The organism is Thalassotalea euphylliae, assembly GCF_042682785.1.
In the GTDB taxonomy this organism is placed as follows: domain Bacteria; phylum Pseudomonadota; class Gammaproteobacteria; order Enterobacterales; family Alteromonadaceae; genus Thalassotalea_F; species Thalassotalea_F euphylliae.
On sequence record NZ_JBHUIB010000001.1, the window covers coordinates 472,382 to 490,849 of the forward strand.

Consider the following 18,468-nt stretch of genomic DNA (forward strand, 5'->3'; position numbering starts at 1 on the left):
AACTCGATACTTGTTCCTGAATTAAAACTACAGGTAACCCAGAGGGAAGAGTAATGAAGTTAGTAAAATCAATCGCAACTGCAACGCTCCTATCAGCGGCAGCAGCGCCAGCAATGGCACAAGACTTAGAAATTACGATCACAAACTTGACACAAGGCACCTATTTCACCCCTATCGTAGCAACAGCACATACGGGTGAATTGGCGTTATTCAATGTTGGTGAAGCAGCAAGCCCAGAACTTCAAGCAATGGCAGAAGGTGGTGACATCTCTGGTTTAGTGTCAGTACTCTCGGGTGCAGACGCAGATGTTGTTGAAAACCCAGCATCGGGTCTACTTGCCCCTGCAATGTCAACAACGTTTGAAATGATGAACAGCGACGGTAACGACTATTTATCATTAAGTGCCATGATTCTACCAACTAACGACGGTTTTGTTGGCTTAAACAGCTGGATGATTCCAGAAGAAGCAGGCACGTACACTGCTTACCTTAATGCGTATGACGCGGGTACAGAAGCAAACAACGAGTTAGTTGTTGAAGGCAGCGGCGCGTCAGGTGTGTTAGGTATTCCAGCGGCGCCAGGTGGCATGGCTGGCACTGGCGGCACTGGCGTAACCACTGAAGAAGCAAACATGACTGTTCACATTCACCGCGGCAATCTGGGTGATGACGATTTAACAGGCGGCAAAAGCGACATAAATAACACCGTACACCGTTGGTTAAACCCAGTCGCGAAAATCACAATCGTTGTGAAGTAAGGGGGTCGCTATGTTTACCAAGCAAACCTTTTATAAATCATTAGTTGCCTCAGTAACATTACTGGCATTAACAGGTTGTCCATTTGACGATGATGATGACGATTCACCAACACCAGTAGCAATGCCAGACCCAGCACCGGCACCTACGCCAACGGAATACAGCTACGAAGTAAGCGTTATCAACCTTACCAATGCGCAACCTCTATCACCAATAGCAGTAGCACTCCATGCTGAAAATCAGTTATGGACTGTGGGCTCGCCAGCAACAGAAGCACTAGAAATTCTTGCCGAAGGTGGCGACAACACTATGTTTTTGGCACAAGAAGGCATTCTAGCCTCTGGCAGTGGTGAAGGCGTTGTTATGCCTGGCATGAGCGGCAGTGTTTCGGTTACCACAACGGATGAAACAGCAACATTTGTATCAATTGCCACCATGTTAGTGAATACAAATGACGCTTTCTCCGGTCTCACTGGATTGGACTTGTCATCATTAGAAGTAGACAGCTCGCGTTCATACACTTTAGGCAGCTACGATGCTGGTACTGAAGGTAATACCGAAGCAGCGGGTACAATTCCAGGTCCTGCAGATGGTGGTACAGGATATATTGCAGAGCGTGACGATGTTGATTTTGTTGCGATGCATCCTGGTGTGGTGTCTATGGATGATGGCTTAACAACGTCGGTACTTACTCAAGCACATCGCTTTGATAATCCGACGATTCGCGTAACCATAACACGAACTAAGTAAGCAATCGGCCCTGGCCGGTTGCCGGCCAGGGATTATGACTGACAAAATTTTAATCATTGAAGACGATCAAGACATCGCCAATTTGATCAAAGTGCATATGGATGAACTTGGGCTCGATGCAACCACCTGTTGCTGTGGCAAAAAAGGTTTAGAACAAGCCTTAAACCAAGATTTTCAGCTGATTTTATTGGATGTGATGCTACCGCAAGTAAGTGGATTAGATATTTGTAGGCAGCTTCGTGATGCTAAACCATTACAATCTATCGTCATGCTTACCGCACGCAGTTCAGAAACTGACCGAGTGTTAGGCTTAGAACTTGGTGCGGATGACTATCTCTCTAAACCCTTTAGCGTTAGAGAGCTGCAAGCAAGAGTGCGGGCACAGTTAAGGCGAGTACATTGCACGTTGGCCATTAATCCCACGCCAAGCCAAGATGCCGTGACCTGTATTGGTGAGCTGATGGTTGATCATCAATGTCACAAAGTGACCTATCGTGATACCGCGATAGAGTTGACCTCAACAGAGTTTGAATTACTGAGCTTTTTGGGTCGGCACCCAGACCAAGTATTTTCGCGCAGCCAGTTGCTTGATTCGGTTTGGGGCTATCATCACAGTGGTTACGAACACACAGTTAACTCTCATATTAATCGATTGCGAAACAAGTTAGAAAAAGACGTTTCTACCCCACAAATTATCCAAACCGTTTGGGGTGTAGGCTATAAACTCAACTCCGCAGGAGTCCATTAATGATGAATTCGCTTTATCAGCGTCTAGCCATATCGGTCACCTTTTCGTTCGCAATTCTCGCCTATTTATTTTATTGGTGGAGTGGCTCACTGGCACAGCATTCGCAGTTTCAAGCAGAGCAAAAGCTGCATCTCAATCTTGCAGAGCATTTGGCACAAGACAGCCCTCTTTTGCAAGACGGTGTATATGACAAACCCGCATTAAAAAACCTGTTCCATACCCTAATGGTACTGGGTCCAGCGTTTGAATTTTACTTTCTTGATCCATCGGGAAAAATTCTGACCTATTCTGCTAAACCTGACAAAATCAAACGACAATCTGTTGATCTGGCACCTATTAACCGCCTGATTGCTCAGCCAGAAAGCATTCCGATTTTTGGGGATGATCCGAGAAACTTTGATCGCAAGAAGATATTCTCGGCAAGCCCCATCTACAAAGGTGAAAACCTGCAAGGCTACCTATACGTCATTATTGGTGGCGAAATTTATGACTCTATTTATGCCACCGCCAAGCAAGACCAACGTCTGATGGGGCATATCGCCTGGATTGGTGGAAGTTTCGTATTATTACTGCTTCTGTTATTGGCATTATTTAGAGGGTTTACCTCACCCATTCGTCGCCTAGAACGAGACATCAATGCGGTACGGAATGCCAATTTTGATACAGAAAAAGTACAACTAAACCAATGGCAAGCCAGTGGTCACAACGAGGTCCACCAACTCGGTCGCCATTTTGTTGCCATGGCAGAACAAATTAATCAGCAAATTGGGCAGTTAAAGCGTAATGACAAAATAAGACGTGAACTGTTAGCACACCTCTCACACGACCTGCGCACACCTCTTGCCGCCATGAAAGGCTATGTTGAAATTCTATCGCTGAAAAACGAAAAGTTATCAGTGGAAGAACGACAGCAATATATCAGCACGGTCATGCGAAATGTTGAGCAATTAAAACTGCTGATTGACCAAATATTTGAACTCGCACACTTGGAAGACGGTCAAGTGTCGGTAAACAACGAAGCATTCCCGATAGGTGAACTGCTGCATGATATTTTGGCTAAATTTGCGTTAAAAGCACAAAGCAAAAGTATTACCCTGAACGTACAGCCTGAATTCTGCCAACAAGCAGTTTTTACTGATATTGCCAAGCTAGAGCGCATTTTAACTAACCTGATTGAAAACGCCCTACGTCACACGCCTGAAAATGGCAAAATCACAATATTGGTAGAGCCGCTGGACGACAAACTGAAAGTGAGTGTGGTAGACACTGGTACAGGTATCCACCAGAAAGATTTAGCCTACATCTTTGATGCCCGCTACCGTGCCAGCAACGCTAAAGGTGAGAAAAACCAACATGCGGGTTTAGGGCTTGCGATCAGTAAACGTTTAAGCCAGCTGCTAAACAGTGATTTATCAGTCAAAAGCGAATTAGGACACGGAAGTGAATTTACCTTGTTATTAGCGCAAGCAAGGTAGATGTATTTGCGCCAATAACAGGCAGCTAGCTAAGTTACTGCACTTGACTATAGAGTGGACATGCCCGCGGCTTTATAAATCTAGAGCCCAGGTTTGCCCTACAAGGTCTTGCCCATAACTATGGTGTTGCTCTTCTTCAATAAGCTTAAATCCTTCAGCCTGATAAATTTTTCGGGCTGACGTAAGCACAGAGTTTGTCCATAGTATCATTCGTTTATATCCCTTTTCTTTTGCATTACTGATACATTCTTGTACAAGTTTTCTTCCCAATCCAATACCTCGTGCATGAGCCTCAACATAGAGTAATCGTAATTTTGCTGTTGTTTCGTTATGACGAACCAGAAATACCGACCCCACAATTTTGTCATCCATTTCTGCAACCCAACATTTTTCGTAGTTTGGATCGTAGTTTTCGGCAAACTCTCCTACTATTTTTGACACAAGCCCCTCAAATCTCCAATCCCATTGGTACTCATCCCAATACAATTTTCCATTTCGATGCGCTATCCACCCCATATCTCCTGGAACTGGGTCTCTCAAGACATATGTTCGTTCTGTTTGTTTCCCGCCGAGAAGAGAACGGATTTTATCCATTGCCGCAATCAGCTCATCTTTTTCCAAATCAGACAAAGGTGACAAGAGTTCTCGTACCTCACTAGAGGAGGCGTCGTTTAACACAGAAAACGTTTTTCTCCCTTTAGCCGATAATGTGAGAATGATGCGTTTGTTATTTTTAGGGTCAGGTGTTTTGTCAATTAAACCTTTCTTGAACAGGTCCGCTATCATTCGGCTTAAATAGCCTCTGTCTACTGATAGCGTTTCAACTATGTCAGCCGCAGCAATATTGACTGAATTGGCAAGCTCAAACATCAACCGTACCTGCACTAGTGGAAAATCAGAATCTAAAAGCCCCTCATCCAATGCCCCAACCAGAGAGGTATGAAATCTATTAAAACTGCGTACTTTATCTATACAACTATCAATGGTTGTCATACCAATTTCCTTTGAATCCACATGTTGCTTTAGTCAACATATCACCACGTGTTGACTAAAGCAACATGTGGGTTTTAAAACGAAATTAGTGATAAAACATGTAGTTTAGTGGCTTGCTCATGCCAGAAAGCAGCAACAAAAAAGGCGTACAGGTTGAGACCGATACGCCTTTTCTTCCCAGTATGTGTCGTTATTTGAATGTAGTACTTAGGCCCTCAATACTCTCTACATTTTCGAAGACATGCTCACTATTACGCTCTACTTCACGCGCTATTTCCGTGTTTTCATGTGATATCCCACTAATGGTATGAACACTTTGCGTGATTTGATTGGCCACTACGCTTTGCTCTTCTGCGGCGGTGGATATTTGCGAGGTGACATCGCCAAGTTCATGCATCATTTCAATCACGCTATCCATGGCATTTTTAGCTTCTACTGATTCTGTATTACATTGCTCAGCATTTTCGCGACTGGTCAACATTAATGTACTCCATGACTCAAGCGTAGATTGTAAGCCACGAACCGAGCCTCGTATTTGCTCCGTTGCCATTTGCGTGCGGCCTGCAAGTGTACGCACTTCATCTGCTACTACCGCGAAGCCTCTACCCTGCTCACCCGCGCGTGCCGCCTCAATTGCTGCATTAAGTGCTAGTAGGTTGGTTTGGTCAGCAATACCTTCAATTTCTGCCATGATATTAGCAATTTCATCCGCCTCTGATACAAGTTCTGTCGCGGTATTGGCAGCATTTTCTACATCTGAGGCAAGTACACTAATTTTTTCTTGGCTGGAATTAACGACATTAATGGCACTATCGGCAGTGTCTTGCACTTCCTTCACTTTGTCATAAGCGCCGGTAGTATTGCGGCTAACTTCATCGATGGTGGTGCTCATTTCTGTAATTGCTGTAGCCAATTGGTCAAGATGAGAGCTCTCTTCCATAATGCCTGCAAATGATTTAGCAGAACTGGCCTGCAAGTCTTCAGCAACTTTTTTCAAGTTACGGCCGGAGTCGTTGCCGCGCCCTAAAATGGTAACAACTTTTGCGTTAAGTAAGCGTTGGGGATAGGTTAATAATGATACCAGTCCTGTCCCGTTAATAACCCATCTCGTCGGACTGTCATATTGCGCTTGCAGCTCTTTGATATGTTTCGGCAATTGAATAAATTCTTCATTGTAGATAAGCACTATAAGCGCCACCATCAAGAGTGGAACTAGCGACGCTACCAGACTGCCAGACAACCAAGCGACAACGCCCATTGATAGTAATGTCACTATGGCGGCCAATGCCATTTTCAACGCATAATTTAAGCCAAATTCGTTTACGCTGCCGCCTTGATTAATCGCATCATATAATGCTTGTGCGTTATCTTTGGCCTCTTTTGTCGGCTTGTGGCGAACAGACTGATAACCAGTCACTACGCCATTTTCGTATAGCGGTGTAACAAACGCGTCGACCCAGTAGTAATCACCATTTTTACAACGATTTTTGACAATACCGCGCCATGAGTCACCTCGCTGAAGCTTGTCCCATAAGTCGGCAAACGCTGCTTTTGGCATGTCAGCATGTCGAATTAAATTATGAGGTTGTCCCACCAACTCTTCTTGAGTGTATCCAGCAATGTCACAAAATGCGTCATTTGCGTAGGTAATAACACCTCGGGTGTCAGTGGTTGAGACAAGTTGTTGATCTTCAGAGAACAACCTTTCTTTTCCGGAATTTGCCATACTCGTTACGTCTCTTTATCGCTTCTTTGTTACAACTTTTTTAATGGCGGCATTTGATACCAAACCTATAAAATCGTCAATGGCTGAACTGCTCGGTCGCCAACTTATTGATCTAGATCAAGTTTTTCAAAACAGCTGCCATGGAATATTTATCAATAATTTAACATCTCGTTCTGAGGTAAACATATTGGGATAATACCAACTACCTAGTTCGTCCTGTCGATTATTATAGTCGGTGTAATGTAAGTTGATACTTGCCCCTTTAAAGTAACCCTCTTGAAAAGTGAAGCCAATATCAATGTTATAGGCCCACTCTTCACCGCGCGGCGCACGCTTATCTTCTTCCCCATTTAGCCAACGAATAGCACCCCAGCCATAAACCAACGAGGCGCCAATTCGCCAGCCCTGTTGACCAATGATATTCACCGGGTTTAACCAAACACCTGTAAATACGGCTTTCTCTCCGTCGTGGTTCCAATCAGAACGTGCATCCCACCAAAATTCAGATGCGCCTTGAGAGTTCGCATAACCGCGGGTTAAACGCGGTATGTAGTTACCGAACCCTTGTGCTCGGGTGTAAATAGCTTCGGCCCGCCAGTCAATGGTGTCATGCGTTGCTTGATAACGAACGCCTTGCTGCCAAGCAAGACTTTGATAAAGCTCAAACTCATCATCACCTAACGACTCAGAGCCATAAAACGAATAACTCACGCTAGCGCTGTCACCAATATTGAGTGTTTTCTCAAACTTTAGGTAATAGCTTTTTAGGTAATCCTGCGATTCGCCATAACCCGCTTCAACCGTAAACGGCTTTCTCTGATAACTAGCCCCTAGGCCCCAAATGTAGTCAATTTCAGTTTCACTATTCAAAGGTTCCCATGAGTTCACTTTGTAAAACTTTTGAGTATAGCGATACCACGGTGCTTTATACTCATCTGCCCAAGCACCATAGTAAGTCACGTTGTCTGTTTCATATTTGAGTTGAACACCTTGGTAGGTGCCAGGGTGATTTGACCAGTTAACACCAATAATGCCTGGGACATGCAGTGCGCTATATCCTATAGTAGCAGTAAGCTTGTCATTTATGAGGTGCAGGGAAACAGCGTTAACGGTTACTGCCCAGTCGGAGTCTGCCTTATCCTTATTTTCCTCTCCCCAACGATCTCCCGCAAAAGAAAACTCATGCTCTATGTTACGGGTTGCGTCGTTATCATATTCAATATCACTAGCCCCATAACCTGCCAGACGATAACTGATGTAATTAAGCCAGCGGCCACTTTGATAGTCTAAGCCAAACTGCACTGTGGTGTGGTCTAAATCACTTTTGTAACCTGACTCGATAACATCATCGTCGAAGTTATCACGCACACTAACAAAGGTTTCACTGCCGCCTTCATATCGATCACGGTTACGCGTGAAAAAGAACAGCGAATTGGTGAGGTCTGCCTCTTCATATAGCGCTTGCCAAAACGTATTTGACGTTTGTGCTGCACTCACATTTGGCAATAGACAGAAAAAGATAAAAAAGAAATTACGCATCACTTACTGATTCGCTAAATCAATCCATAGATGTTTCTTTTCTAATGGCACAGATTTAGGGAGCAATGGGTTTGGTAAGCGATAAATTGTTTTATTGCGCCATTTACTTAACGGAAACAGCACCTTGGTAACTTCACTTCGCGCCAGCAAAGCATCAAAACTGCCATCAGCAATTGATTTTTCTAGGCCTCGCTCTAGACGTGCCGCTAATTCAAAATTTTTATGGCTTGTATAAAAGTAAAGTGGCAACGGATAGTGCACAAGAATATCGTCAAACGCCAATAAAGGCTGTTCTGGATAGGTTTTGTTATGATTTACCGCCTCAGCATAACCTTCTGCAACACCACGCGGGAAATAGTCACAGTCACCGTCCAGCAGCATAAAAAACAATTGAGAGTAATCTGGATTTCGTACAACACCATAACCAGCTTGTTCCATAATATCAGCATCTGGCCAGTGGCTTGCCTGACAAGAGCGTAATTTTTTAAGCTCTTCCTCAGATTTAATATTTCTGAATTTTTCTTCATCTTCGGGCTTTATCAGCATCATGCGATAGCCAAGTAAGCCCCGCATTAGCGGCACACGTGCTGAACGAAACTTTTCTTCTCGTTCGGTCGTGGGCGCTGAAGTCACCACATCCAAAATACCGTTGTGATTTAACAAACTTAAAATAATGCGCTGATTATAACTTGTCGGCAGTAACTCAATCCGTGTTTTTCCATACTCTTGTTCTGTAGCCGACAAAGCCAGGGTTAATAAATCGAGCAAATAACTGTGTGAGGCGTCGGCATCAGACTGAGGTGGGATCATGCGAATGACGTTGTCTGTTGTCAGTGTTGCTGACTCGCTTTGTTTGTTGTCACTGGCAGCGCTTTCAAATGCATATAATGTCGTTGACACACTCGATAACACCAAGATATTGAAGCACACGCATATCGTACTAATGAGCCTCATGATGCTTCTCCTTCAGCTGTTGTAACTTCTCTTCTGCCGTTTCGAAGTCATAGTCGACCAAGGCTTTCACTAACTGAGAACACATGTGTTTGGTACTAGGGTCAACAAAGTGATTTTCTAGCTCCGCTGCAATATCTTGCGCTGTAGCGTCAAATTCTTCGATCAACTCACCAAGTTCATCAAGTCGCTCTGCGATTTCTTCTTTTGAATACAAATTATCAACATTCACTTGTGAAGGCGTGTCGCGAAGCACTATTAGGTCATTGCTTTCGATATCTTCGATAACATCTGCAAGGTCAGCATTAACTTGCGACAGCTTTCCGCGAATTTGCTGCTGATGCTCGGCAAGCTTTTCGACATCATTTGGCGTGGTCATGTGCTCAAGCTCTGCTGCCGATTTAAATAAAGTAGTAGCACCTAAGTTACCCGCAGAGCCTTTTAACGTGTGAGCGACTCTTGTCGCGCCTTTCCAATCTCGCTGCTCGAAATAGGCATTGTACTCGTCACTAAAGCTTCGCTGGCCTTCAACAAAACGGCTTAATAAGCGACGATACAATGACTCATTGCCGTTACACACCTCTAACCCTTTAGCCATATCAACAACCGTTAACTTGAGCGGTTGTGCAACAGGGTTTGCGCTCACAGCCTCTTGAGGTTTGTTGATGACTTGGGATAATTCATCATCTGTTTTGGGTGCGAGCCACTGTGCCATAGTGCCGTACATTTGTTTCACATCGATAGGCTTACTGATGTGGGCGTTCATCCCCTCTTTCACCACCCGTTCCTTGTCGCTCTTCATCGCATTTGCTGTCATCGCAATGATAGGCAGGGACTTATGTGTTTCTCGAATAATACGTGTTGCTTCATAACCGTCCATAATTGGCATTTGAATGTCCATCAACACGATATCAAACTGACCATCCCGTACTTTTTCCACCGCTTCTTTACCGTGATTTGCAACAGTGACATCCAAGCTAGCCTGCTTAAGTAATTCAACGGCAAGCTCTTGGTTAAGATCATTATCCTCAACTAATAGCACTCGATAGCCAGCCAAGCGCCTAATATCAGCTTGAGTCCGTGCCGCTTGTTTTTGCTTGATAAAGTCAGACGCTTCGCTTGCTACTAACTTTCGTAGCCCATTAAAGAGAGAGGATGGGGTAACGGGCTTTGGAATCAGCGCATCAAAGTTTTCGCTAATAGCGCTATCACCTATGGTATCTCGCGTATGACCAGATACCATGACCGCATGTTTGACGTGCTCACCTTGCAACATTTTCAAACGTTCATAGGTTTCTAGACCATCCATGTCTGGCATTTTCCAGTCGATTAATGCTAAATCAAAACTAAAATCAACCTTAGACGCTAACTCCACCGCTTGTTGACCTGATAAAGCACTGTAGACCTGACAACCAAAGCTTTCCATGATTTCCTTGTGCACTTCAATGCTCGACGGATTATCGTCAACGATCAACACTTTCTTATCATCAAGAATAGTTTTCGCGGTTTGCGTAGCAAACGTATCGCCATCAGCGCTTTTCTGCAGCACGATGGTAAAAATAAATTCGCTCCCTACACCTAATTGGCTCTCAGCCCAAATTCGGCCTCCCATTTGTTCAACCAAGCTTTTTGAAATAGACAGGCCAAGACCTGTACCACCATATTTTCGCGTCGTAGAAGCATCAGCCTGAGAGAACGACTTAAACAGCTTGTTTTGTTGTTCTGGACTCATGCCAATGCCAGTGTCTTTCACTGAAAACTGCACGACTACTTCAGACGTTCTGTTTTCTTGAAGCAACGCGGAAATGGTCACTTCGCCTTGTTCGGTAAACTTCACCGAGTTAGCAGTAAGGTTGGTCAGTACTTGATTGATGCGCAGCGGGTCACCAATTAGCTCAATCGGAATATTGGGGTCAATATTAAACAGCAGTTCTAAGTTCTTCTCTTCTGTTTTAACAGACACTACAGTGCTTAAGTCTTCTAATACTTCGTCTAAGTTAAACGGTATAAGCTCTAACTCAATTTTGCCTGCTTCAATCTTCGAAAAATCTAAAATATCGTTGATGATGCCCAATAAGTTTGTCGCTGAGCGATTGACTTTACTGATGTAGTTTTGCGTTTTACTGTCCAAATCACCCTGCAGCGCTAAATAGGACATACCAATAATCGCATTCATGGGGGTGCGAATTTCATGACTCATATTCGCCAAAAAGTTCGATTTAGATGCGCTGGCTTCATCAGCCATTTTTTTCGCTTCCACCAAGGCCTGTTTTACTTCTGCCTCTTTGGTGATATCGCGAAAAACAATTACAGCGCCAACGATGTTGCCATCAACAATGAGCGGATTAATACCCACTTCAACGGAAAGATTTAATAGTTCAAGGCTTTTAACATGATGAGAGCTGAAGCCTGTTGCCTGACCGTCTCGCAAGCTCTGTGACAATTGCTCTTTAAGGATATCTTGTTCATTGTCGTCACATACGCGAATAATTTTATCGACGGGTAGCCCCACAGCACTGTCCGCATCACGTTGAAACATCTTACTGAACGCTTTATTGGTATATATGCAAGACAACGATGTGTTGACACCAATAATAGCGTCAGTCACTGAACCTAGAATCAAGCGATTGTCTTGTTCGGACTTCACGAGTTCTTGAGTGCGCTCTTCAACAAGTTTCTCAAGGCGCTTGTTTGAATCAATTTGCAGCATGTGCGCCCGTCGCCCAATCATAAACATAAAGATAGAAAGCAAGGTGATTGTCATGGCAGCAATAATGGTGATCAGCCACAGATTATTGCGAGTGCGGTTATAACCCGAATTCACCTCAGCGACTTCAATTTCCGACACCAACATAATGTCGAGTAATGGGTGCCAGTACCACTTACCGATCACCAGGCGATCATTGTAGTTAAGGTAGCCTAATAAGTTCTCACCGCTGTTGTTAACGCGCACGCTTTCCAAAATACTAAATTCACCGCGATCGGGAATGTCGACGTTCAGAATGGAGCTTTCGCCGACAGGAATAATGTTTTTGTCGATAAAGGTTTGGCTCATTCTACTGCGCGAAATCATCATGCCGTCGCTATTAACAGCATAAGTTTCACCAGTTTTGCCTGTACGCGCGTTCAAAAAGATGCGAGAGAATTCGCCATTAGGGTCGAAAGCGAACAGCATTGCCGCAATAATTTCTCCTTCATATTTCACCGGCGTGCCGATAATCATTACGGGATCTTTATCATCCTTACTAACATTGCCATCGAGATCGACATCAGAGAGCACTGGCGAAATAAATACGTTTTTACCTTGTTTAATATTGTCTAGTAGTTTGCTGGCTTGTTGCTGAATTAAGCTTTCACTACCAATGGGTTGGTTATATTTGGCGGCAATAGTATGGCCTTCCATATCCAATAGATAATAACCTACGGCTATAGTGTTAATGACAGCTTGGCTGTTAATTGTGTCTCTGAAGGCACGCAATTCTTGCGAACCGATCGTGTCGTAGTTAGCCTTTTTTAGCTCATTCAATACCCAAGAAAGTTCCTGCACATCAACTGATTTGGCGACTTCTGATATTAATAAGACTCGCTCTTCATACCAGTCAATAAGACGCCTATCCGTGGTAGTTAAACTGACATCTAAGGTTTCAGCAAAACCTTGAGTCGCGCTAATTCGATTATTTTGTAGAATGAAATAATTCAACCCGATGATGAGCGCAATGATGAAAGCGACACCAACAATATAACCATTGCGAAATTTGTCTGAACCAAAGCGTTCCGCAATGGAGTCCGCACGTCGTCGATAATTAAAAAAAATGTATAGAATTAGAAAGCTAGAGACGACAGCAACTCCTAATGCCGTGACTTGAAAGGTTGTATCATGTGCTTGCTGTTGTTCTGCAAACACTTTGTCGGTATCAATGCCCATCCACTTGGTTTTTAATGTAGACAGTCGCGTCGCACCTATTTTATTCAATCCATAGTTGACCCATTCAACCAATTCAGGGTGCTTTTTATTGACACAAATATGGAGTGTCATACTCTTCACACGGGGAATAGACAGCAACTGAATACCTGTGTATCGATTCCGCTCAGTCCAATAGTGTGCTTGGCCAGCATCGGTAACAAAGCCATCAAGTTGACGGTTTGCAATTTGTGCAATCCCCTCCTCAACACTCGATATCGCGACAATTTCCGCGCCGCCAGATAACGACTTTGCATCTGCTACTGTTGCATAGCCTTTTCCGTAACCAATCCTATGTTTGGGACGTAAGTCATTAGCTTGCTTTATCGCGTTACTTTTGTGGGTAACAAGGTAGGACACTTTGCTGATGATGGGGTTAGAGATCAGCAAATCAAAACGCTTTGCAGTGGATGGCGCACATAAAGATAGGGCGTAATACTCACCCATAGAGACTTTTCTGGCTTGCTCAGAAAATAAACCTGCACTGCCGTATTCAATAGTAAACGGGATCGCCGCGTTGAGTTCATCAACAACATCTCTACCAAAGCCAACGAATTCACCACTGTCATTGATAAACTCATAAGGAGCCAACTGTTCGTCGGCACCTATCGTGACGGTTGGATGTTGTTGCGCCCATTCGACGAGTCGTGGGTCTGCTTGCTGCGCTTTAACACTAAAAAGTGATGTACCTAGGATAAATAGTAGCCAGAATCGCCAGTTCATATTTTTATTATTCCAAGCTAAAGCGAAATTTATACGGTATCGGGTAATCTTTAGCCTAGTTCAATAAACAACCAATCTCTAGTTATCACATTATTTTTATTCGTAAAATTAGTAACTAACCCTCATTTTGTGAGTGGTGAATAGCGCGTTATCACAAGCGAAAAATGGATAATGAATGTAAAAACATGACGCAGTAAAACTGCTCTGAAAAGTACTCAGATAGACAAAAGCCAAAAGCGCGTGATTTGATAGGACCACGCTACACATACTACGCACTTTTCACGCTTTCACGAGGCACAAGAGCGCACCCTGTGCCTGTTATAGCTACCTAATTAGTTGCTATGCAATCTTGCGGATAGTGTCATTACCGTGTGTATCACTACTACATTCATCAGCGCCTGCTAGGTGATGCCGCCGGTCATATTTTAATGACGTCACCCCTAATGCTTGGCAAACCGACTGAAATGTCGCTAAGTCTTGTTCGGTGAATTGGGCGTCATGCGCATGCATGGTGCCATCGAGAAAGGCGAAATCGCCGTTGATGTTGAGGTGAGCAATTGCTTCATAGGGCTGTCCATAGCTATCTACTTTCAATGCGCGAACTGATTTAACTTCAAATATCCAGCCGTCCATGCGCATATAGCGTGTAATAGCCTGTGTCATACTATAGCCTTAGTAAAAAGGCCGACTGCCGGTTGGGTCAACAGTCGGCTAAGTGGGAATACACTACCCAGTTTAGATGTCTATTTTTACATCCACCTTAGCGAGGTACTGCTTTAACTCCTCTTCGCTAATACCTTTATCGGCATTTGCGTCTATTTTTTTGAACTCTTTCTTTAGTAGCGCATTTTGATTATCGCCTAACTCTTTCTCGCTAATAACGCCATTCTTATCTGTATCCAATGGCTCAAATAACTCGTTAGCGGCAATAACAGTATCTGCTTTTTTCTCTACTTTAACTTTGTCACCCGCATTAACTGATGATGCTACGGCAGCTGTTACTACAAACAGTGATACGTTTAATAAGCTTACTTTTTTCATGATGATTCCTTGTTTACTCTTTATGTCGTTATACAGATCATGTCTTGCTTCTCGCATAAGTAACTCTGACATGACTTATTCTATGCATTGCAGGCAACATACCAACTTACTCAAACCGTTGTTATAAAAGAGTTTTTCATTAAACATCACGTAATCACCGGGCTTGAACCGTCTCTTAATTGAGACAGCTTTACGAAATGTAAAATCATTATTCTTCATAAAAAGTACCGAAAAATATTTATAACTTTATTTTTCATATACTTAGACAAACAAAACACAAACAAAGGCACTGTCTCCTGTAAGAGACACCGTTGAGCTGTGATAATAAATACCGTAAAACGTACTTCGTCGCTTAGAGAAAAACACCTAAATATGCCGCTTAGCCCCATTCACCGCTTATCTGTAAAACAACTCACCATTACTGGCTTCGCGCTGGTTTTTTTGTTGATGTTCGTTGGTCTTTTTTATTTGGCAGAAAAAACAAAGGTTTTAGCGTCTGATGGCGCTGAAGCAATATATGAAGTTTCTGCCTTGGTGTCTGCAAATCGAGAACTAGACCAGTCAATCACGAGAGCACAGCGACATGCTAGCCAATATATTGTATTGAAGGACAGTGAACTTTTAGACAGGTTTACCGTCGAGCACTTCAACATTGTGACCATTATTGATAAACAGTTGAAAACCATTGCTGACCAAGAACTCAACAGCTCACTAAGCCAGCTTGAGCAGCATTTATCAGGGATTGCCACACAACTTCCTACTTTGCCAGAAGACTTAAACGATTTAGATGACGCGCAACTCTGGTTTAGTAAAGTCACAGAAGCGCGAAGCGACATTAAAAACAGAAGTGAGCAACTTATCGCTATTAGCGCTGCAGACATTAAAAACCAGTCCGAGCAGGCAGACAGCCTTGTGCTAAAGAGTTTACTTATTGTGCCTGTATCCTTAGCTATTGCGGGTATCTTCGTCGTCTTGATAACCCGCCCGCTGAAAAAACTCACAAACGATATTAAGATGCTGGAGCGTGGCAGTTTCGACAAGCCCATCACTAGCAATGGCTCGGTAGAGATTATCGATATAGCAAATGCGCTAGAAACAATGCGTACTCGGCTACAAGCACTAGAGCTGCAAAAATCTAGTTTTATTCGTCATATTTCACACGAAGTGAAAACACCATTAGCAGCAATTCGTGAAGGCACTTCTTTGTTAGAAGACAATAGCGTGGGCCCACTCAATGATGGCCAACAAGAGATCAGCCATATTATTCAGGAAAATGTTTTTCGTTTGCAGCAACTTATCGAGGACTTACTTGATTTCAATATCGTGCTGGACTCAACCAGTCTGCAAGACAACCAAGTGATAGATGTTAAGAAGCTAGTTCACCAAGTCATTGATGACCATCAATTAAACCTACAACGAAAGTCGCTTACTGTATCTTCTCATATTGATCCCATCCAAGTGCATGGCAACACCAAACACCTCGCGGTGATCTTAGAAAACTTACTTTCTAACGCTATCAAGTTTGCCCCAGATAAAAGTGAGCTAGTGATAAAAGGTGAATTAGAAAATAGCGAGTTAACACTATCCGTGTCAGATCAAGGGGTTGGTATTGCACTATCAGAGCAAGCACACATTTTTGATGCGTTTTATCAAGGTAAAACACAAGGTGACAGCGCAGTTAAAAGCAGTGGGTTAGGCCTAACTATTGTAAAAGAGCTAGTGATGCGTTTGAACGGCCAAATATCAGTCAGCTCAATACCTGAAGAACAGACAGGTACCACGTTTACCGTCACGCTTCCCCGAGCATACGCAGGAGAATAACACCAATGTTCAAATTAGTATCACACGTCTTACTCTGCTTTATACTCTTGGGTCTAAGTGGCTGTATGAGTACGTTCGAAACCCAACCTAATCAAACAGAAAACACGCAATTGAGCTTATATTATCTTTGGTTAAAGTCTTTAACAAAAGAAGAGCTTAAAACGGAATACCAAGATAAGTTAAAACAAGCAACCGAGCCACTCAGCGAAGAGCAATTACATTTATTGGCAATTTATAGTCTTCCTTCAAGCCATGTCTTTAGCCCCTATCGTGCAAAGTCTATGCTCAACAATCAACCATTCAATGCCTACATTGAGTCAACACAAACCCCAGAAAACAGAGCGTTTGTGAGTATTCTTCGCGATCAATTGAACCAACAACTATTGCTGATGCAACGTGCTGATAACCTCAATAAAAAGGCCAAGCAAACAAATGCCCAACTAACGCTTCAGTTGACCATGGCACAGCAAGCGTCAGCTGCACTAGAGAAAAAGCTAAACCAGCTCAAATCAATCGAACAACAGCTATCAAAATAGGGTGAGTAGCGATGAAAAATGAGACACAACTTATGCCACGCAAACGCATTCTAATAGTCGATGATGATCCAAGCCTGTTGAGGTTACTTTCCATCCGATTGAGTGCCGCAGACTATCACGTAGAATCCGCCGAAAATGCAAAAGTAGCGCTTGGTATTATTGCCAGTTTTTCTCCAGATATGGTGATCAGCGACTTAAAAATGGAAGGTATGGATGGCTTTGCACTGTTTGAGCAAATTCGAAAACAATTTCCAAACATGCCGGTGGTAATAATGACAGCCCACGGCACTATTCCTGATGCCATTAGCGCCACTAAACGAGGCGTATTCAGCTTTTTAACTAAGCCGTTTGAATCGCAACAATTACTCGATACTGTTGAGCAAGCACTGCGATTACAACCCATTGATTTCGAAACGCCTAGTGAGGAAAGTTGGCGTAAAGACATCATCAGCCGTAGCTCGAAAATGGAAGCACTCTTACAACAAACAAAACAGGTGTCACAAAGTGATTTTAGTTTGATGATCATGAGTCAAAGCGGCACTGGTAAAGAACTCTTAGCGAAAGCTATTCACCAAGCAAGTAAACGTGCAGGACATACATTTACCGCCATCAACTGTGCAGCTATTCCAGAAGCCTTGCTCGAGTCTGAGCTATTCGGCCATGTGAAAGGTGCCTTTACGGGTGCAGAAAAAAGGCATATTGGCCTATTTGAAGCAACCGATGGCGGTACGCTATTTCTCGACGAAGTAGGTGATATGCCTCTCGCTTTCCAGGTCAAATTGTTGAGAGCGCTTCAAGAAAAAGAAGTAAGGCCGGTAGGCAGTACGACATCTGTGAAAGTTGATGTCAGGGTAATTTCTGCAACACACAAAAACTTACGTAAAGCAATTTTAGAAGGCCGTTTTAGAGAGGATCTTTACTATCGCCTTAATGTTGTCGAGCTTGAACTACCGCCACTTTCCGAGCGCCGAGAAGATATCCCCTTGCTAGCCATGCACTTTCTCAATCAAGGTAAGCATCAAGCGGGTAATGCCCATATCAAAGGGTTTACGCAAGAAGCGATGGATGTGCTAATCACTGCACCATGGCCTGGTAATATAAGACAACTAGAAAACGTAGTTGAACAGAGTATCGCGCTATCAACAGAGCCGCTAATTAGCGCTATGTTGGTCAATAACGCATTAAGAAATAAACCCAGTGAATTACCGTCGTTTCAAGAAGCCCGAGACCAATTTGAACGCGATTACTTAGCAAAGCTACTCAAACTAACCAATGGCAATGTCACCAAAGCTGCGCGCATTGCACAACGTAATCGTACAGAGTTTTATAAACTTTTGGGGAAACATCATCTAACGGCTGAAGCATTCAGAGAAGCCCGATAAGCAGTCATAGACATTGGGGTAAAGAAGCACAACAAAACAACTGCTATCCAAAAAACGATGTAAAAA

General features: G+C 43.4%; 14 protein-coding genes. 7 read left to right on the forward strand and 7 right to left on the reverse strand.

The features are described 5' to 3' along the window. The first annotated feature begins 53 nt into the window (after nucleotides 1-53). Genes ACFSJY_RS02160 through ACFSJY_RS02175 form a run of 4 tightly spaced genes read left to right on the forward strand, consistent with a single transcriptional unit; the run spans nucleotide 54 to nucleotide 3,729 of the window. Complete coding sequence (locus ACFSJY_RS02160) at nucleotides 54-758, forward strand: spondin domain-containing protein (protein WP_386030627.1); 705 nt, start codon at nucleotides 54-56, stop codon at nucleotides 756-758. 10 nt (nucleotides 759-768) lie between these two features. Next, complete coding sequence (locus ACFSJY_RS02165; protein ID WP_386030629.1) at nucleotides 769-1,506, forward strand: spondin domain-containing protein; 738 nt, start codon at nucleotides 769-771, stop codon at nucleotides 1,504-1,506. A 34-nt stretch (nucleotides 1,507-1,540) separates the two neighbouring features. Then, complete coding sequence (locus ACFSJY_RS02170; protein WP_386030631.1) at nucleotides 1,541-2,254, forward strand: winged helix-turn-helix domain-containing protein; 714 nt, start codon at nucleotides 1,541-1,543, stop codon at nucleotides 2,252-2,254. Then, entirely contained in the window at nucleotides 2,254-3,729 is a 1,476-nt protein-coding gene (locus tag ACFSJY_RS02175; RefSeq protein WP_386030633.1) for a sensor histidine kinase, read from the forward strand. Before ACFSJY_RS02170 ends, ACFSJY_RS02175 begins: the two co-directional genes overlap by 1 nt. 72 nt (nucleotides 3,730-3,801) lie before the next feature. Here ACFSJY_RS02175 and ACFSJY_RS02180 read toward each other — a convergent pair whose 3' ends face one another. From ACFSJY_RS02180 to ACFSJY_RS02210, 7 genes are all read right to left on the reverse strand, one after another. Continuing rightward, on the reverse strand, nucleotides 3,802-4,722 hold the full coding sequence (locus ACFSJY_RS02180) for a bifunctional helix-turn-helix transcriptional regulator/GNAT family N-acetyltransferase (RefSeq protein ID WP_386030635.1): 921 nt from the start codon (nucleotides 4,720-4,722) through the stop codon (nucleotides 3,802-3,804). Between the two features lie 190 nt (nucleotides 4,723-4,912). Continuing rightward, nucleotides 4,913-6,448 carry a methyl-accepting chemotaxis protein gene (locus ACFSJY_RS02185; RefSeq protein ID WP_386030637.1) on the reverse strand — a complete coding sequence of 512 codons (1,536 nt, stop codon included), beginning with the start codon at nucleotides 6,446-6,448 and terminating at the stop codon, nucleotides 4,913-4,915. Nucleotides 6,449-6,574: 126 nt separating this feature from the next. After that, on the reverse strand, nucleotides 6,575-7,987 hold the full coding sequence (locus ACFSJY_RS02190) for an OprD family outer membrane porin (RefSeq protein WP_386030639.1): 1,413 nt from the start codon (nucleotides 7,985-7,987) through the stop codon (nucleotides 6,575-6,577). A 3-nt stretch (nucleotides 7,988-7,990) separates the two neighbouring features. Continuing rightward, nucleotides 7,991-8,887: a substrate-binding periplasmic protein gene (locus ACFSJY_RS02195; protein ID WP_386030641.1), complete on the reverse strand. Its 897-nt coding sequence runs from the start codon at nucleotides 8,885-8,887 to the stop codon at nucleotides 7,991-7,993. Nucleotides 8,888-8,927: 40 nt separating this feature from the next. After that, complete coding sequence (locus ACFSJY_RS02200) at nucleotides 8,928-13,622, reverse strand: response regulator (protein WP_386030643.1); 4,695 nt, start codon at nucleotides 13,620-13,622, stop codon at nucleotides 8,928-8,930. Nucleotides 13,623-13,961: 339 nt separating this feature from the next. Beyond that, the gene (locus ACFSJY_RS02205; protein WP_386030645.1) at nucleotides 13,962-14,285 is read right to left on the reverse strand and encodes a hypothetical protein; all 324 of its coding nucleotides are present in this window, start codon (nucleotides 14,283-14,285) and stop codon (nucleotides 13,962-13,964) included. Between the two features lie 72 nt (nucleotides 14,286-14,357). Next, entirely contained in the window at nucleotides 14,358-14,735 is a 378-nt protein-coding gene (locus tag ACFSJY_RS02210) for a hypothetical protein (protein ID WP_386030647.1), read from the reverse strand. Nucleotides 14,736-14,981: 246 nt separating this feature from the next. Here ACFSJY_RS02210 and ACFSJY_RS02215 point away from each other — a divergent pair, with 246 nt between their 5' ends. The 3 genes from ACFSJY_RS02215 to ACFSJY_RS02225 all read left to right on the forward strand — a co-directional run bounded on the left by ACFSJY_RS02215 (nucleotide 14,982) and on the right by ACFSJY_RS02225 (nucleotide 18,402). Continuing rightward, nucleotides 14,982-16,484, forward strand: a complete 1,503-nt coding sequence (locus ACFSJY_RS02215; RefSeq protein ID WP_386030649.1) for a sensor histidine kinase — start codon at nucleotides 14,982-14,984, stop codon at nucleotides 16,482-16,484. A 65-nt stretch (nucleotides 16,485-16,549) separates the two neighbouring features. Then, the gene (locus ACFSJY_RS02220) at nucleotides 16,550-17,020 is read left to right on the forward strand and encodes a hypothetical protein (RefSeq protein ID WP_386030651.1); all 471 of its coding nucleotides are present in this window, start codon (nucleotides 16,550-16,552) and stop codon (nucleotides 17,018-17,020) included. Between the two features lie 11 nt (nucleotides 17,021-17,031). Continuing rightward, entirely contained in the window at nucleotides 17,032-18,402 is a 1,371-nt protein-coding gene (locus tag ACFSJY_RS02225) for a sigma 54-interacting transcriptional regulator (protein ID WP_386030653.1), read from the forward strand. The last annotated feature ends 66 nt before the right edge of the window (nucleotides 18,403-18,468 follow it).

Bases quoted from the DNA above. Each gene is read 5' to 3' on its own strand.
- ACFSJY_RS02160 (WP_386030627.1), top strand. From the start codon at position 54: ATGAAGTTAGTAAAATCAATCGCAACTGCAACGCTCCTATCAGCGGCA.
- ACFSJY_RS02165 (WP_386030629.1), top strand. From the start codon at position 769: ATGTTTACCAAGCAAACCTTTTATAAATCATTAGTTGCCTCAGTAACA.
- ACFSJY_RS02170 (WP_386030631.1), top strand. From the start codon at position 1,541: ATGACTGACAAAATTTTAATCATTGAAGACGATCAAGACATCGCCAAT.
- ACFSJY_RS02175 (WP_386030633.1), top strand. From the start codon at position 2,254: ATGATGAATTCGCTTTATCAGCGTCTAGCCATATCGGTCACCTTTTCG.
- ACFSJY_RS02180 (WP_386030635.1), bottom strand. From the start codon at position 4,722: ATGACAACCATTGATAGTTGTATAGATAAAGTACGCAGTTTTAATAGA.
- ACFSJY_RS02185 (WP_386030637.1), bottom strand. From the start codon at position 6,448: ATGGCAAATTCCGGAAAAGAAAGGTTGTTCTCTGAAGATCAACAACTT.
- ACFSJY_RS02190 (WP_386030639.1), bottom strand. From the start codon at position 7,987: ATGCGTAATTTCTTTTTTATCTTTTTCTGTCTATTGCCAAATGTGAGT.
- ACFSJY_RS02200 (WP_386030643.1), bottom strand. From the start codon at position 13,622: ATGAACTGGCGATTCTGGCTACTATTTATCCTAGGTACATCACTTTTT.
- ACFSJY_RS02205 (WP_386030645.1), bottom strand. From the start codon at position 14,285: ATGACACAGGCTATTACACGCTATATGCGCATGGACGGCTGGATATTT.
- ACFSJY_RS02210 (WP_386030647.1), bottom strand. From the start codon at position 14,735: ATGTCAGAGTTACTTATGCGAGAAGCAAGACATGATCTGTATAACGAC.
- ACFSJY_RS02220 (WP_386030651.1), top strand. From the start codon at position 16,550: ATGAGTACGTTCGAAACCCAACCTAATCAAACAGAAAACACGCAATTG.
- ACFSJY_RS02225 (WP_386030653.1), top strand. From the start codon at position 17,032: ATGAAAAATGAGACACAACTTATGCCACGCAAACGCATTCTAATAGTC.